The organism is Nocardia sp. NPDC004860 (assembly GCF_040609015.1).
GTDB lineage: Bacteria > Actinomycetota > Actinomycetes > Mycobacteriales > Mycobacteriaceae > Nocardia.
In genome coordinates, this window is the sequence record NZ_JBEXJI010000005.1 from 15,955 (window position 1) to 31,620 (window position 15,666).

Genomic DNA, 15,666 nt, shown 5'->3' on the forward strand with positions numbered 1-15,666 from the left:
TCTCGAAAGCAATCTTCGGCGTGTCGAATCCGACACGCCGAACCTTTTCAGCGCGAAGCAAATATCTAGCGAACGATGGCCGGGCTGGAGCAACTCAACATGGAGTGCGGTGGTCCCGCGCGCTGAACGCGCGGGTGCGCCACACAGGAGGGGGGCGGCTCGGATCTTTTCTATCGGAACACGTTCGGCGGCCGGATATTCTGGCAGCCGGGAGAGTTCCCAATAGCCTGGTGAGGGTCAGGAGGGTTCATGGGGCGTGCCCCTGACTACGTGAACGTGGCGCAGTTCGAGTTGTTGACCTGGATCGCCGACGGATGTGCTGAAGGCGTGTATCAGGGAACTTCGCATCGTGTCTCCGCCCGTTCACTACACAATCGCGGTCTGGTTCTGATCGAAGGGCAGGGCAAGACCTGGTCGGCGACGATTACCCCAAAGGGGACGCAGCTCCTGAAAGAGCACGCCACACGTATCGAGGCCGAGCGGCAGCGTGAGAGACGCGAGGAGGAAGCTCGAGCCGAACGTGAACGCAAACGTCAGGAGCAGCGAAATCGCGCTGTCGAATTGCTGGAGGCCGTTGTCGCGGCTGGCGGGCGCTTCGAACTGGGAGCTGACGTCCAGTCCCATGAGGCCACGGGGATCGCGGATTGCTTGGCGAGCGAGGGGTTATTGCCTGTGGGGCAGCGACTCGCGCAGGAGCCAACCCGGATGGACCCGAGTCTTGGCGTCACGGTCTACCTCGAACCCGACTTCGCGGCGCTGACGCCATCGAGGACTTTCGAGATACCGCAACAGATTCGCGACCCTCATCCTGCCGTAACCGCGTTCAGAGACAAACGCGCGTACGTGTCCAAGCCCCAAATCGCGCGCGCGGCAAGGCTTCTCCAAGCAATCGTGGCCGCGGCGGTGGAAATGGGATGGAAGGCGCCGGCCAAGGCTGCGAGCGCGTATACCGCTCGCGGAGAAGCAGGCGCGGACCTGTCACTCGGATTGCCGTCACGTGAGGTTGTCGTCACGGTCCGTGAGCTCGACGAACGTGGCCGCAGCGGACGCGCCTTCACCACCGACACCGACTACTACACCCGAGAGGAACGCACGAAGGCGAACCGCCACTTCGTGGGCTCCGGCAGACTGGAACTCACGCTGACGAAAGCATGGGAGCAGCAACCCATCCTCACGTTACGCGACACGACAGAACACACCCTCGAGGAGCAGTTGGCCACGCTCATTCGCACGCTCGAGATTGCCGAGGCGGAAGCGGAGTGGAAACGAAAGGAAGAAGTCCGCCGAGGGAAGATTCGCGAAGTTCGCTGGGAGGAGGTGAGAAGGGCGGCCTTCCGTGAGCTCGCCTACGCGCGTAACGCCGAGCAGCTTCGTGAACAGCTGGCACGGCGCGATGCCGCTGCGGCAATGCACGAATACGCCGACGAGATCGATGCGCGAGCCGCACAGTTGGTCGCCTCCGACGCCCAAGCCGCGTACGAGTGGGCCGACTGGATCCGTCGGCACGCCCAGAGCTCGGATCCGATCAACGGGCCGTTGACCGTCCTTCGCGTCGAATCCTGCACCCACGAAGAACTCCAACCGCATATGAACGGATGGAGCACACACGGACCCTATCGTCGGTAGATGTGCCTGCCGGAAAGCCCGGTCGTGGCCGGTAGGCGTCTGCGCCTGGCCGACTTCGGGCCCGAGGGTCCGAGGGTCGCCGGTTTCCCGGTGATCCGCATGGCCTCCCGGATATCGTCCTCGGTAAGTCGCCATCTGCGGCCTATGTTGTGCCCCAGAAGTTTTCGCAGGTCGTGAACCCTCCCGTGGCGAAAGACCGGACGTTCGTGCGGTGCGGTCGGGGTAAGGTGACGAGTGTGACGGCCGGGGACGAGCTGGCGGAGGCTGCGGGAGTCGATCCTTGGGCAGCGTATTTGCCTGGGCAAGAGCTGGTTCCGGCGTATCTGGTGTCGAGGTTCGCGGCGCAGTATCGAGCGATCGTCGACGTCATGCTGGAAGCCCAGGATACGAGTCTCACCGGCATGTCCTACGACGAGGTGGCGGCCCGGCTGCGGGCGTGGGTGGTTGAGCACACTGATTCTGCCGATACGGCCGACCGGCTCGTGCACGAGGATGTGTTCGCGCTCGATGCGCGACTGGACCGGCTCGTGCAATGGGGTGTGTTGACGCGGTGGCAGGATCCGGCTCGCACCGGCGACGATTTCCTCCGCCGCCGCGACCGGTTCCAGTTGACGCCGACCGCTGCTCGGCTGCATACGTTCTGGACCCTGGAACTGGCGACCGATGAGGATGCCGCGGCCGACTTGACGCTGGCGCCACGTGCAATCCACGACCGGCTCCGGCAATTCGCCGGCACGGTGGCCGACCGCCGATATCCGGCCGCGGCTGCCGAGTATCAGCAGATCATCACCTTGCATCAGAGCATGGCGGTGGCGGCGCGCACCTGGCAGCGCAGTCTGGCCCACGCGCTATCAGGCGGGCCGGACCCCTATAAACAGGAAGTGTTGTGGCGCACTCTGCAGTCGTACATCGGCATGTGGGGTGAGCAGGTCGACATTTACACCCCGACCATCGCCGACATGATCGCCGAACTGAAGCCGACGTTGACCGATTCGGTGTGGCGTGCCTGCGCGCGTGGCGCGCTTCCGCCGGATGTGCCCGCGGAGATCGTCGATGCCCAGGTGCTGCGATGGGTGCGGACGTGGGAAGCGCTGGGCGGGTGGTTCGGAGGGCACGACGGGCAGGCGCGTCGGCTGCGCCGCCAGTTGCGTGACCTGGTCGCGCCGTGGGCGCGCAATATGCACATTCTGATGGATACCGGTGGCGCACTGACCCGTCAGGCCGAACTTCTCGCGCTGGCCCGCGCGATCGAGCGCGCACCCGACGACGAGATCGCGTGGCGGATGTGGGACACGGCGGTCGGAGTTTTTCCGGCCCGCCATCTGCTCATCGCCGCCGAGGGTCCCGACGAACACGCGACATCCTGGGACGATGCCGACGCCGCGCCGATCACGGGCAGGTTCCGTGAGCACGGCCACCGCGCCGCGGTCGGCAAACGCACCAAGGCCATCGACAATTCGGCAGGACGGGCGGCCGCGCGCCGGTCTCGTGCCGCCGCCATCGCGGAGCGGCGCTCGGCCGAAGCGGCATTGCGATCCCGGTCCGGCACCCGGCTGACCGATTGGGAGTCGCTGTCGCAACCCGAATTCCAGCTGCTGCTGGAGTTTTTCGCCGCGGCCCGGGTGCGCTCGGGCGAGCAGGTCGGTTCCGCCGTCACCGAGGACGGACGCTGGCGGGTGACTCTCACCGCCCCGGACGACGGCGCGACCGTGGCCCTGGCAGTGCCCGAAGGGCGATTCGTCGCACGGAATTGGAGATTCGAGCTGGAACCGGCGAACCCCGCTTCGGCTATTGTTTAGCGTGTGCTAGCGGGCAGGGACGAGGTCGAACGGCGCCGAGCCTTCGTGGGGTTGCTGGCGAACCCGGTCCTGGATCGCCGGCTCCACCCGGATCTGTTCGGTCTGGTCCGCCACCCCCGGCACCGCCCGGAACTCATGAACTGGTTCACCAACCGGCTCGGATATCGTCTCGTCGTCACTGACACGACCGCACGATTGTTTCGACTTCCTTTGGGCGACACCGTGATCGCGCCTCGCCGAGTGAGAATGCCCTCGAGGCGGGCACTGGTCTTGGCGCTGCTGGCCGCAGCGGCGGCCGAGGATGCCGAAGACATCACGACCACGCAGGATTTGTCGGACAGGGTGCGGGCGTTGTCGGCGCGCGACGATGTGGACCTCACGGTCTACGATCCGGATCGGTTCGCCGAACGGAAACTCTTCGCGGCAGGTGTCGAATTGCTGGTGACCACCGGGGCGCTCTGGCCCGTCGACTCCGATGGCGACGACCAGCGTGACGGGTGGACGCGAAATTCGAACAAGATCGGTGGCGCTTACGAGGTGCAGCGGGAGATGCTGCTGCGCATGGTCGATCCGGCCTCGTTCGCAGCGGCGCTGCGCGAGCGCGGGCCCGCCGTCGGCGAAGCGGCCGAACGATTCACGGTCATGCGTCGCATCATCGAACTCCCCGTATGCCTGTATTCCGACCTCACCGAGGCCGAGCGCGCCTATCTGATCCGCCAGCGCACCCGGCTGGTGTCCTGGTGCACGGAGATGACCGGCTGGACCGTCGAGCAGCGCGCCGAAGGGCTGGCGCTGATCGCCGACGACGAAGCACACACCGATCTGCCATTCCCTCGGTTGCGCGCAATCGATTTCGTCACCTTGATGATCCTCGGCGAGCTTTATCATCGGCGCGACGACACCGGGGTCGTCACCGAAGAGGATCTCGCGCAGGCGGTCCGGGAAGTCGCGCTCCGCCATCCCAAGGCGATCACGAAAGACCTCGAGCACGAAACGAATCGGCGCGACCGCGCGGTCGAACTGCTGCGTGCGCTCGATCTGCTCCGCCCCGGACTTCGTCCCGGATTGTGGCAACTCACCCCCGCCGCCGCGCGATACCGCGATCCCCGGGTGGTCGCGGTCAGCACCCGGCTCGAGGAGGACGCCCGATGATCGACGGGGATGACACCACCGCATCGGAACAGGACCAGATTGCTGCTGGCTGGCTCCAGGCGGCGATGTCCGGGGGCCTGCCGACGCCGGGGCGGACGCGCTGGCAGCCGTTGCGAGTCGGCATAGCCAACCTGTGGGAGTACGACGAGGCCGAATTCTGGTTCGCCGACGGCCGATTGGTGCTGCGCGGAGGCAACGGCGCCGGCAAGACCAAGGTGCTCGAGCTGACGACGCTCATGCTGCTGCGTGGCGAGATCCTGCCCTCGGTGCTGGACCCGTTCGGTTCCCAGCACCGCACCATGAGCTTCAACCTGTTGCCCAGCGGCGACGGCGACGACCCGCGCGAGCCGGCCGACGCCGGCCTCGGCTACGCGTGGGTGGAGTTCGGTCGGCTCGCCGCCGACGGAACGCCACAGTATTTCGTCTGTGGACTCGGAGCGTCCGCGCGCCGCGGCGCCGGCTCCAACCCCGTCACAACCTGGCATTTCATCACCCGGCGCCGACCCGGTGCGGACTTTCGGCTGACCACGGCGGGGATCGCCCTCGAACAGAAAGACCTGAAACGGATCGACGGCATCACCGTGCCGCCGAACGCCACCTCCTACCGGGCGCGTCTGGCCGAGGAATTGTTCGAGCTGTCAGCCGAGTCCTACGACAATCTCACCGAACTGCTCAAGCAGTTGCGCAAGCCGAAACTGGGAGAGCGGCTCAACCCCGCGGGCCTGGCCATGACGCTGCGGGATGCGTTGCCGCCCTTGGCCACCCACGAGATCAATCAGCTCGCCGACGGCTGGGAGCACCTCGAGCAGCTGCGGGTGGCGATGCAGCGCACCGAGGATGCCGCCCGCACCATCGCACAGTTCGCCCGTACCGGCTGGCGACCGTGGGCGCGCATCGTGATGCGCCGCAGATCCGACGAAATGGCTGCCGCGACAACCAGTCTGGACAACACAACAGCCGCCAAGAAGGCTGCAGAGACGCAAGTGAGTCAGGCCCGTAGCGCGCTGTCCGAGGCGCGGACGCAATTGGCCGCCACAAAACAGCAGCATTCCGACAGCGATACGGCGTTGAGGGAATTGCTCGAATCCCGGTCCTACCAAGACGCCGTCGCCGCGACCGGCCGCGTCGCCGCACTGCGCCGCGAATGCACCGGGCTGGACGAGCAGCACACCGCGGCTACCGTCCGGCTCGAACGGGAACGCACGTCGGAGAAGAATGCCGCGGTCCGCGTCGAGTCGGCCCGCACCGAGGCGCAGCGGGCAGGCCGGACCGTCGCCGACGCCGAACGCAAGCTCGCGGCCGCGGCCGGCGACGCGGGTCTCGACGACGCCGTCACCCGCCACCTGCCGGGCCGCGATATCGATGCACTGACCGGGGAATTGCAGTCGCGCCGAGAGCGTTTCGGGCATCTGCAGCGCCTGGACTCGGCGCGGGCCCGGGCCGAGCGGCGAGTCGAGCGTTCCGGGCACACCGTGGAGCGCGCGGCGACTGCCGTCGAGAAGGCTCGCGATGACGAGACCCAGTCGCGTGAGTCGGTCCAACGCGATGCGGAGACACTCACAGAACAGGCTCGGGCGTGGGCGGCCGAAGCCGAGGTGGCGTCTTGTTCCGACACCATGGTCGGAGAATGGTGCGACCTGATCGCCGAGATGACGGTGATCGACGCCGATGGCGCTATACCGCAGATGGTCTCGGCGGTCGAGGCGATGCGTCGGCACGTCGGTGACGTGCGGGGGATGTGGTCCGACCGAGCCGAGGCGTATCGCCTCGAGCGCGCTCCCATTGCGGCCCAGCGCGATACCACCGCCGTGCAGTTGGAGGACGCGCGGAACCGCAGTGCGGCCGAGCCTCCCGCGCCGACGTCGTGGCGTCGCCGCGAACGACCGGACCTGGCGGCCACTTCCGGTGCGCCACTGTGGCGGTTGATCAACCCCGCACCGGGACTCGACGAGGACGCGCTGGCGGTCATCGAAGCGGCCCTTGCCTCCTCGGGGCTGCTGGACGCGTGGGTGACACCGGACGGCGCGGTGGACTTCGTATCGTCGGAGGTCGTGGCGTTCGCCCGCGACAGCGTCGGCGACGGCCGCCCGAATGTGCTGTCGGTACTCGAGCCGGTCGCAGGCAGCGGCGTCCCCGCAGTCGTGGTCGAGCGGGTGCTGGCGGGGATCGGCTGGTGCGACCGCGGGCAGGGCGGGGCGCTCGGCGATCGCGATTGGCTTGCGGCCGACGGAAGTTGGCGAATCGGCGGGCTCGCCGGCCGGGCCGAACCGACGGGACCTGCCGCCTATATAGGCGCGGCAGCGCGAGAGGCCGCCCGGGCACGACTCATCGCGCGACTGGAGACCGAGCTCGCCGCACTCGACCTGCAGTTGACCGCGCTCGATGACCGGCTGGCCACGGCTGAGGACGCGCTGACGCGGCTGAAGAACGAAGAACGCGCCCTTCCCATCGATGGGGAACGGACGGTCACGAACGCCGTGGTCCGCTGGGCGGAGCGCTGCCGGACCACGACCGCGCGGGCAGATGAGCTCGCCGCAGCAGAACGCGACCACGCGACCGAACTGACACGGCACGATGAGGCCCGCGCCGCGTTCGCCGACTTTGCCAGCACACACCGGTTCCGATTGACCGGCATCGACGAGCAGCGAGACGCACTCACCGAGTTCCGAACCCAGCTGGACAGCTTTTCCCACCTCCTCACGCAACTGGACCTGTTCGAGGACAAGCTCACAGAGTCGATGACCCGGCACTCCGAACGCGAGCGCGCCCGGAAGCTGGCAGAGGAGGAACTCACCGAGGTCGACAACCGCCGACGCCGGTCCCGTGTCCAACTCGATACCGCCGAGAAGGCCCTGGGTGCGGGGCACCGGGAACAACTCGACCGCAAGAACGGGATCGAGGCACGGCTGACGGAACTGGCCGATCGCATCGAGGATTACACCTCGAAGCTCACCACAGCGGGGACGGCGGAGGCGCGGGCCGAGGAGGTGCTGCGCAACCACGAGGAACGCCGCGCGGACGCCGAGCTCCGACGGGACGCGGCGATGACCGCGCTCTGGGAGGCCGTCGACAACGGGCTCGCCCGGCCGCTGGGCATCGACCCGCCCGAACGCCAGAACGTCCAGGCGGCAAGGGAATTCGCGGCCAGTGTCCGTCGTGAGGTCACAACCAAGGCCGAGCCGGCCGACGAAGACCGCGCCTGGCGGCACTGCCTGCAGAAGCTGGAAGAACTGCGGCAGTCACTGCTCCCGCAACAGGACGCCCGGGTGCTCGACGAGGACAACACCTTGCCTCGGGTGGAAATCCACAGCGACTCCACCCACGGCTTCCAGCTGCCACCGGACGCCGCCGACACCCTGGCACAGCGTGTCGCAGAGCAACGCCGCGGCTACGACGCCGAGCAGCAACGGGTGTTGGCGACACTGCTCGGGTCGACGTTCATCGAGCATCTCAAGGAGAGGCTGGACTACACCACCCACACGTTCGCCGGCATCAACGACCACCTCGCCAAACACCCCACCCGCCAAGGACATGCGGTGCGAGTGGTGTGCGAGCCGGATCCCTCCGATCCCGACGCCGAGGCGGTCATCGGCGCGCTCGGCCGCGGCTATCACGAGCTGTCGCCTGAGCGCCAGCAGATGGTGCGCGAGTTCCTCGCCCGCAAGATCGACGAGGCCCGCAGCGAAGCCAATGCCGAGGGCGCCTCGGAGTGGAAACAGCAGCTCACCAAGGCTCTCGACTACCGCGGGTGGCTCAAGATCAGCCTGCAATACCGACCCGGTTCGACCAGCAGATGGGCGCTGTTCGACGCGGCCAGACACGGCGCGAAATCCGGTGGCGAGAAAGTAGTGCTGCTGTCGCAGCCCCTGTTCGCCGCAGCCGTCGTCGCCTACGATGCCGCCGCCGAGCACTCCCCGCGCTGGGTATGGCTGGACGAGGCGATGACCGGAGTGGACGCCCAGATCAAGGCGTCGTTCATGGGACTCACGGTCGACTTCGAGCTCGACATCATGCTCACCGCCCACGACGAATGGTGCACCTACGACACCGTGCCCGCCGTCGCGGTCTACGACCTCGCGCGCGAACGTCACCTGCCCGGCGTCGACGCCCTGCCCTACCTCTGGTGCGGCGGCACCCTCACCAGGGTGAATGTCGACCGGCTCGGCGTCGTCGAGAAGCCTGCGCCACCGCAGGACGCGGGATTGCTCGGACTGCTCGATGAGTGACGACGCCCTGCCCGAGGGACTGCGAGTGTGGGCGAAGATGCCCGGACCCGCATCGGTCCTCGACGCGATCCGCCGACGAGCACGCCGCGGCGGGCAACTCGAAACCGGAACGCTGCGTGTGGATCTGACCGCGGAACAGCGCCGCCAGGTGGCTCGTCTGCTGGGAACAGCGTGGGAGGTATCCGGGCGGCCGGTATCGCTCCAGGCGCTGGTAAAAGGGCTCGTCGACCACGGGCTCACCGTCCACCGATTCGTCGAGACCCTCGACGGTGCGCCATTGATCGCGCGCCGCGACATCGCTGCCGCAGAAAACCTTGCGGCACAGCAAGAGCGAAGCCAGCTCGAGCGAACGCTCACCGATGCCGGCATCGCCCACGCCAGCGTCGAGGCGTGGCTGTCCGCGCCCGGCGCACCACGGCTCGGCAGCGGGCAGGCAGCGGCGCTGGCCGACCGCATTGCCGACGTGTGGCCGCACCTGCCCTGGGCACAATCGCCCGTACGGCTTGCTCAACTGGCCGCTGACACAGTCGAAGACGCGCACGGCCTCGACTACACCACCGATCTCGGGCGGGCGGTCGCACGGCTCATCGCAGTCACAGCCGGTGTCGCGCGGCCCAAGCGTCCGGGACGCGAATGGCGAGCAGCATGGGCGGCCGCCAGAGTACGGTGCGACACCGTCTCCTCACGGGTGCTCACCCTCAACCTGCCGCTCGATATCACCGCCGGCCACCGCCGAGGGGCGCCGCTGTGGCTGACCCTGCGGGACATGACCGGCCCATGGCAGTTCACCCCGGTCCCGCCGCGAATCTACGTATGCGAGAACCCCACCATCGTCGAGGCAGCCGCCGACGAACTGGGCAGCGACTGCCCGCCGTTGGTCTGCACCGACGGCGTCCCCTCCCTCGCCGCACTCGATCTCCTCGCAGGCGCCGCCACCCAACCGATCGCGATCCGCATCCGCGCCGATATCGATCCGACCGGCTTCACGATCGCCGATACAGTGCGATCCATCTCGCCCGAATCCACGCCGTGGCGATTCGACATCGACACGTACGCAACATATTTCGGCATCCCGGCCGCCGCCGCGACCCTCCTCGAAATCCACCACCGCCACGGCAGGGACCTGCACGAAGAGGCACTCCTGCCCCTTCTGCTCGACGACCTGCGCGGATTGTCGTGACAATCCGCCTACTTCGTCACCGCATCCCGCCGTAGACGGTATCCAGGTCGATCAGCATCGGACTGTCGAATTCCTGACGCCGCTGCCCCGGATCGGCGCCGACAGCCCGGAGGTTCTCGTCGAACCCGGCCCCGCTGTAACAGGTCAGGATCGTCTGGCTGGTGTCGTATCCCTTGGCCGACAGCAATTCTCGCGCCCGACGCAAACGGTCCACATGCCCGATGGTCATCGTGCGATCCCATTTGACCTCCCCCAGCGACAGGATGCGCCGAGGCTGCCCCGTCTCCTCGAGCGCCAGCACCGCGACATCGATCTGGATCTGCCGCTTGTCCCGCGGATCGCTGACCGTCGCGGCCGCCACCTGCCCGGGCAGATCACCGAACACCTCCGGCCCCACCGACATCGCCCAGTCCCGGCAGATCCCCTCGAAATGCGGACCCACCACCTGCGACAGGAACGTCGCACGCGAATTTCCCCACGCCGCTTCGGGATTCCCGCGCTCCAACCGAGTCCACTCCCTACGCATGATCGCCTCGTAGAACACGATCAGCGGCTCCGCCACCCGATACACCGACTTGCCCCGGCTGAACGGATCCGCCTCCCGAATCACCAGCTGCGCATCCTCGAGGACCGACAGCGGATGCCCGATGTCGGTGGAGCTGCGGCCGATGGTGTTCGCGATACCGCCCCGCGTCGTGTGCCCGCCCGCGATCGCACCCAGCACCGCGTGATACAGCGCCACGTCCCGGATCTCGGTCTCCTCGGCCAGCAGATACCGCGCCTCCCGGAACAACGGCACCTGCGGATTGAGCACCGTCCGCAACACCCAGGAATCGAAGTCCTCCAACGACTCCGGCGCGTCGCCCGCGACGAACTCCCGCCGGTATGCCGGCGTCCCACCGACAATCGCATGCACCAACACCGCCAATCGCGGATCCTCGATCCCCCAGAACCGAGCCGATTCCCGATAACCGAGCGGCTTGACGATCAACTCCAAACTCGCCCGCCCACGCAACGGCGCAGTACCTGCCAGCAACCGCCCCATCACCGACATCGCCGACCCACACAACAACACCCGCGAACCCGCCCGCCGCGCATACCCGCGCGGGTCGAGCGCACGCTGCAGCACCGAGGGCAACGACGGACTGGCCTTGGTCAGATACGGAAACTCGTCGATGACGACCAACCCGTCCCCCACCACCGCGAACAGCCGCTCCAGCGCCTCGTCCCAGTCCCGGAACGCATACCGGCCGCCACCGGCATATGCGGCCACCCCGGCACCGAAACCCTCCAACGCCTCGACCTCGGTCGCATCGGTCGCCGTGTAGAAGAACCCCCCGACCACATCGGCCAAGGCGTCCAGCAAGAAGGTTTTGCCCTGCCGCCGCCGCCCGCTGACGATCCCCAACCGCACGTCCGGACTCGGCGACGCCGCGAACCGCACCAACCCGTCCCATTCGCGATCACGGTCGAACACGCGCTCGGGCTTCACCCACTCCACCATAGTTAGAAGTATACTTCTAAGAAGTACGTTTCTATGTCGGATCGTTCATTGGGCAGACCGCGACGGCCGTGTTGGCCAGTCGCCCCCTGATCGGGCGGCATCGAGCACTTCACCCAGGCGCAGCCATGCACTGGCTCCCGTGTAGCTGATCGGGCTGTCGGCCAACCGTTGCCAGGCAGCGGCATCGTCACCAAGGGCATCGGTGACCAGGGCAATGATTTCGGGATGCGCGTTGCCGTACGTGCCGCTCAGTTTGAGCGCGGTCCACGCCGGCAGCGCACGGACAACATCCGAATCGCAATTCGGCAAGGCCAGAATCTCCCGCGCCCACTGCTCCCGGGCAGCAGGATTGCCGCCGAGTCTGCGACGCAGGTCGTACGTGAGCTCACGGATTGCCCTGTTCGGGTCCGAGTGTCGTTCGAGTACGTCGCCGAAGCCGGGTTTCGGTCCATAATTGGTCGAAACGATTGCCAGCAGTACCTTCTCGACCAAGCCGTCGTCGCCGACGTGGCGGTCGAGGTAGTCGGCCAGCACCTCCGCAGGCGCCCCCGATAGTTCACGCACGGTGACCTGGGTCGGATCACCCAGCGCCGACCTGCGAGATGTGATGGCCGGTGCAGGATCAGCGACGATCTTGTCGATCCTGGCGACGAGGTCCTCGAGAGCGTTTCGATCTTCATAGAGCACGGTGCGATACGCCGTGGGTCGCAGTGTCTTGCGGGCGTCATCGACGATGGGCCGGACCGCTTCCTTGACCTCGTCGGTCACAAGCGGCAAATGGGTCAGGACTTCCACTATCCACCGCAGCAACCGCGGATCACGAGTCGGTCGATCCGGATTCGACTCCCACATCGCAAGTGCCGGGACAGTGGTTTCCGCGAATGCCCGACCGAGCGCTTCGAGCTCCGCCTGCGAAGATCGCCAGGAATGCGGTTCCCCGTAGTGCCGGGCCTCGGCAGGGTTGAGCAACAGCCGCCACTCATCGGCCGCGGCGCGCGATGCCCAGTCCGTTGCCTCATCGCAACCCCACTCCGGATCGAACCCGTTGTCGTCGAGGTAGATCTCCACCCGACGGCGCTTGCTCGGGTCGAGCGCGTCGATCCGGTCGGCGAACCGGTCCTTGACGGACTGCTTCGCCTCCCCGTCGCGAAGCGATCGGCACAGCTGCGTGATCAATACGGCGCTATCGAAGTCGTCCAGATCAGCCATCGCCAGGTCTTGAAGCAACGCCGGCTCGACCATCCAGGGAATCTTGCCGAGCAACAACGAACGGATCGAGAAGTTGGCCGTACTGTCCTCGGTACGCTCCAGGAGGAAGGCGTGCCGGTCAGGGTGGCGCATCAGGACGATGCTCCACATCTCATCCCACGCGGCGAGCCGATCCATATACCGCTGATGTCGAGTCTCGGCGTCAATACCGGTATCCCGGTGATCACGCTCGGGACGCGACGGGAGAAGTTCGAACGCCGCATCGAAGACCGGGTCCGCGAGCCGCTGCGTCCCCAATACCACTTGGGCTGGCGTCGGCTGCGCCAGCAGTTCACGAGTCATGGGCAACGGATCAGGCGATCTGCGCCGCAATTCGACCGCCACCGCGGTGGTGAGCACTACCGGTCTGTTCGCTGTTCCCAGATCGGCAAGCTGCCTCTCGGTGCATCGCCGCAGAGCGAGTTCACGTGCGGCCGCACTGCAGTCCGGGTGCGCCAACGCGGCGGCCGCCAGCCCGATCCCGGGATTCTCCCAACGGTCATTCCCGCCGCTCAGCCCCTGGTCGACAGCCACGTCCAGCAGCCACCCGGGGGCAGAATCTCGGAACGCAGAAGACAGCAACGCAGACAACAGCCGCCTTCGGTCAGTGCCTTCCGGCACGATCTTCGCCTGCCCAGCCGCGAACCCAGCGACTGCCGAATCTGGTTCAGCCAGGGACGCCACAGCGGTCACGAACTCCACCGGCAGTCCCGGCCCGCGTGAACTCACCCGTCTACCCCTCACTCGCACCGAATGCCGACAAGGTCTCGGCGATGGATCGTGCCACCAGATCCCGGGACTCGGCATAAGTTCGGCGGACTCCTCGACGGCGGTGATGATTTCCATCGCCCATTCGAAGGTGCGCCGGGATCCCTGTGTCGGCCACGGCCGAAGCTACCAGGCGTGGCGGGGCACCGGCACCGGTCGCGGGAAAAGCCCGATCCCGGCCGCCGCAGCGAACCCAATCCGACACCGACCTCGTCAACGCCGACCGCTTGCGACAGGCAACTCATTGCAACGCAGCCGCGATGGGTGCTAGGCAGCGTAAATGTCCAATCCTGCACTCAAACCCGGTGCCGTCGGACAACCCCACGTACGACTTCTACCCGACGGCCGCTACGAGGCACGCCTACTGTGCCGCAACAACCTCGGCGCCTACCGCAAACCCAGACGAACCGGCCGCACCGAACGCGAAGCCGCGAGAAAGGCCCGCCGGGCAGCGGCCGAATGGATCGCCCGCAACCCGGGCAGCCACACCGTGAAACCGGCCACCCGACTGTCGGATCTCGCAGACATCTGGCTGGCCGAGACGAAACTGCGCGGCCACCTCGCCATCTACGAGTACCAACTCGACCGATCCCACGGAAGAGGCACCCGCCGCGACGCCATCAAAATCAAACCATCCATCGGTTCGCTGACCGTTCGTGAAGCGACCACCGCCCGCATGAACGAATACATGGTCACGCTCATGGAACGCGGCCATACTGCCAAAGCCACCCAGCACTGGATCATCCTGTCGAGCATGTTCGACACCGCCCGTCGCCACGGTGCCATCGATCGCAACCCGATGGACGCCACCCTCAGACCCGCCCGTCGACTCGACGAACCACATACGCTGCCGCACACCGTCTTCGACGACTTCCTCCGCCAAGTCGACACCTGGTGCCACGGAAAAGCCATCCCCGTTCGGCCCGAGCGCTGCGGCGGCACCACCCGTGACGCACGCATCTACTGGGTCATCCAACTACTCCTGGACACCGGTGTCCGTCCCGGTGAACTACTCGGCCTACGCATCCACGACGTCGAACTCGACGCCCCGATCCCGGGCATCTGGGTCCGCGGCAAACTCGAAAACCAAGGCGCAGGACACGGCTGGCGGTGGCACGCAGGTCTCAAAACCGGCACCAAAGGCATTCGCCGCCTGGCCCTCTCCCCACGAGGCATACGAGCCGTCCGCGAGCTACTCGCCTACGACATCCCCTCCGAGGACAACCTCCTCATCCCCTCCCGAACAGGGAAAGGATGGAGCCCCAACAACTTCGGACGACTCTGGCGCACCGTGCGATCCAAAGAATTCATCGCCGTCACCCCTACCCAGATCCGCCACCGCGTCGCCACCGACATCCGCGACATCAATGGCATCGAGGCCGCCGCCGCACAACTCGGCGGCTCACCCCTCGTCACCGCACGCTACTACGCCGCCCGAAACCAACAGGTCGACAACCGAACAGCACTGGAACAAACCAGCGAATAGACACGCCGCACCCGACCAGCCGAAAACGCTTCGATCATGGACCAATCACGGACCTTATCGCCCGGAGCACAGCAAAAGCCTCCAACCTGGAATTTCACATTCCCTGGTCGGAGGCTTTTCCACTGCTCCCCCATCTGGACTCGAACCAGAAACCTGCCGATTAACAGTCGGCTGCTCTGCCAATTGAGCTATAGGGGATTGTTTCCCTGGCTGGCCCTCTCGGACCGGCCGGGGAAAACTTTAGCGTATCGGTTGTACAGTTCCCAAATCGCGGCTCTACCTGCGGGGATGTGGGTGGGGTGCCGGATCGACAGGTGGGGGTGGGGTCGGGCAGGATGTGGGGGCAGGCTGGTCTATGGGAGGAGCTTCTCGGGATGCTGCGGTTGATCATCGGTGTTGCGGCCGGGTATGTGCTGGGCGCTAAGGCCGGGCGGGCTCGGTATGAGCAGATCAGTAAGACGACCCGTGCGATCAGCGAGAGCCCTGTCACGCGGAAGGTCGTGATGATGGGGCGGCAGAAGCTCGCGGACAAGCTGAGCACCCAGCCGAAGCTGGAACCGATGGTGCCGCTGGACGAGCGCACCACCATCCTCGTGCCACAGGATCAACTGCGGCGCTGAGGGATTGGGGCCTCCCCAACCCGAACTCGAACCCCGAAACCTGCCGATCCACAGTCG

General features: G+C 66.6%; 9 protein-coding genes and 1 tRNA gene. 7 read left to right on the forward strand and 3 right to left on the reverse strand.

What is annotated here, in order from left to right; genetic code table 11:
- Positions 1 to 249: 249 nt before the first annotated feature.
- The 5 genes from ABZV44_RS12895 to ABZV44_RS12915 all read left to right on the forward strand — a co-directional run bounded on the left by ABZV44_RS12895 (position 250) and on the right by ABZV44_RS12915 (position 9,983).
- Positions 250 to 1,626: a hypothetical protein gene (locus ABZV44_RS12895; RefSeq protein WP_354835397.1), complete on the forward strand. Its 1,377-nt coding sequence runs from the start codon at positions 250 to 252 to the stop codon at positions 1,624 to 1,626.
- 236 nt (positions 1,627 to 1,862) lie between these two features.
- On the forward strand, positions 1,863 to 3,425 hold the full coding sequence (locus tag ABZV44_RS12900) for a DUF2397 domain-containing protein (protein ID WP_354835399.1): 1,563 nt from the start codon (positions 1,863 to 1,865) through the stop codon (positions 3,423 to 3,425).
- A 3-nt stretch (positions 3,426 to 3,428) separates the two neighbouring features.
- Positions 3,429 to 4,577: a TIGR02678 family protein gene (locus tag ABZV44_RS12905; protein ID WP_354835401.1), complete on the forward strand. Its 1,149-nt coding sequence runs from the start codon at positions 3,429 to 3,431 to the stop codon at positions 4,575 to 4,577.
- Positions 4,574 to 8,803, forward strand: a complete 4,230-nt coding sequence (locus tag ABZV44_RS12910) for a TIGR02680 family protein (RefSeq protein ID WP_354835403.1) — start codon at positions 4,574 to 4,576, stop codon at positions 8,801 to 8,803. Before ABZV44_RS12905 ends, ABZV44_RS12910 begins: the two co-directional genes overlap by 4 nt.
- Positions 8,796 to 9,983, forward strand: coding sequence for a TIGR02679 domain-containing protein (locus tag ABZV44_RS12915; protein WP_354835405.1), 1,188 nt, complete (start codon positions 8,796 to 8,798; stop codon positions 9,981 to 9,983). The genes ABZV44_RS12910 and ABZV44_RS12915 overlap by 8 nt, the downstream gene beginning before the upstream one ends.
- Before the next feature lie 16 nt (positions 9,984 to 9,999).
- Here ABZV44_RS12915 and ABZV44_RS12920 read toward each other — a convergent pair whose 3' ends face one another.
- Positions 10,000 to 11,487, reverse strand: a complete 1,488-nt coding sequence (locus ABZV44_RS12920; RefSeq protein ID WP_354835407.1) for an ATP-binding protein — start codon at positions 11,485 to 11,487, stop codon at positions 10,000 to 10,002.
- Between the two features lie 45 nt (positions 11,488 to 11,532).
- Positions 11,533 to 13,437, reverse strand: coding sequence for a hypothetical protein (locus tag ABZV44_RS12925; RefSeq protein ID WP_354835409.1), 1,905 nt, complete (start codon positions 13,435 to 13,437; stop codon positions 11,533 to 11,535).
- A gap of 346 nt (positions 13,438 to 13,783) precedes the next feature.
- On the opposite strand from ABZV44_RS12925, the gene ABZV44_RS12930 reads away from it, so the two are divergent.
- A complete protein-coding gene (locus tag ABZV44_RS12930; RefSeq protein WP_354835411.1) occupies positions 13,784 to 14,989 on the forward strand; it encodes a site-specific integrase in 1,206 nt (401 codons plus the stop codon).
- Positions 14,990 to 15,114: 125 nt separating this feature from the next.
- Here the strand turns inward: ABZV44_RS12930 and ABZV44_RS12935 are convergent.
- Positions 15,115 to 15,187, reverse strand: a tRNA-Asn gene (locus ABZV44_RS12935).
- Between the two features lie 176 nt (positions 15,188 to 15,363).
- Between ABZV44_RS12935 and ABZV44_RS12940 the strand changes: the two genes are divergently transcribed.
- Positions 15,364 to 15,609: a hypothetical protein gene (locus ABZV44_RS12940; RefSeq protein WP_354835413.1), complete on the forward strand. Its 246-nt coding sequence runs from the start codon at positions 15,364 to 15,366 to the stop codon at positions 15,607 to 15,609.
- Positions 15,610 to 15,666: the final 57 nt, after the last annotated feature.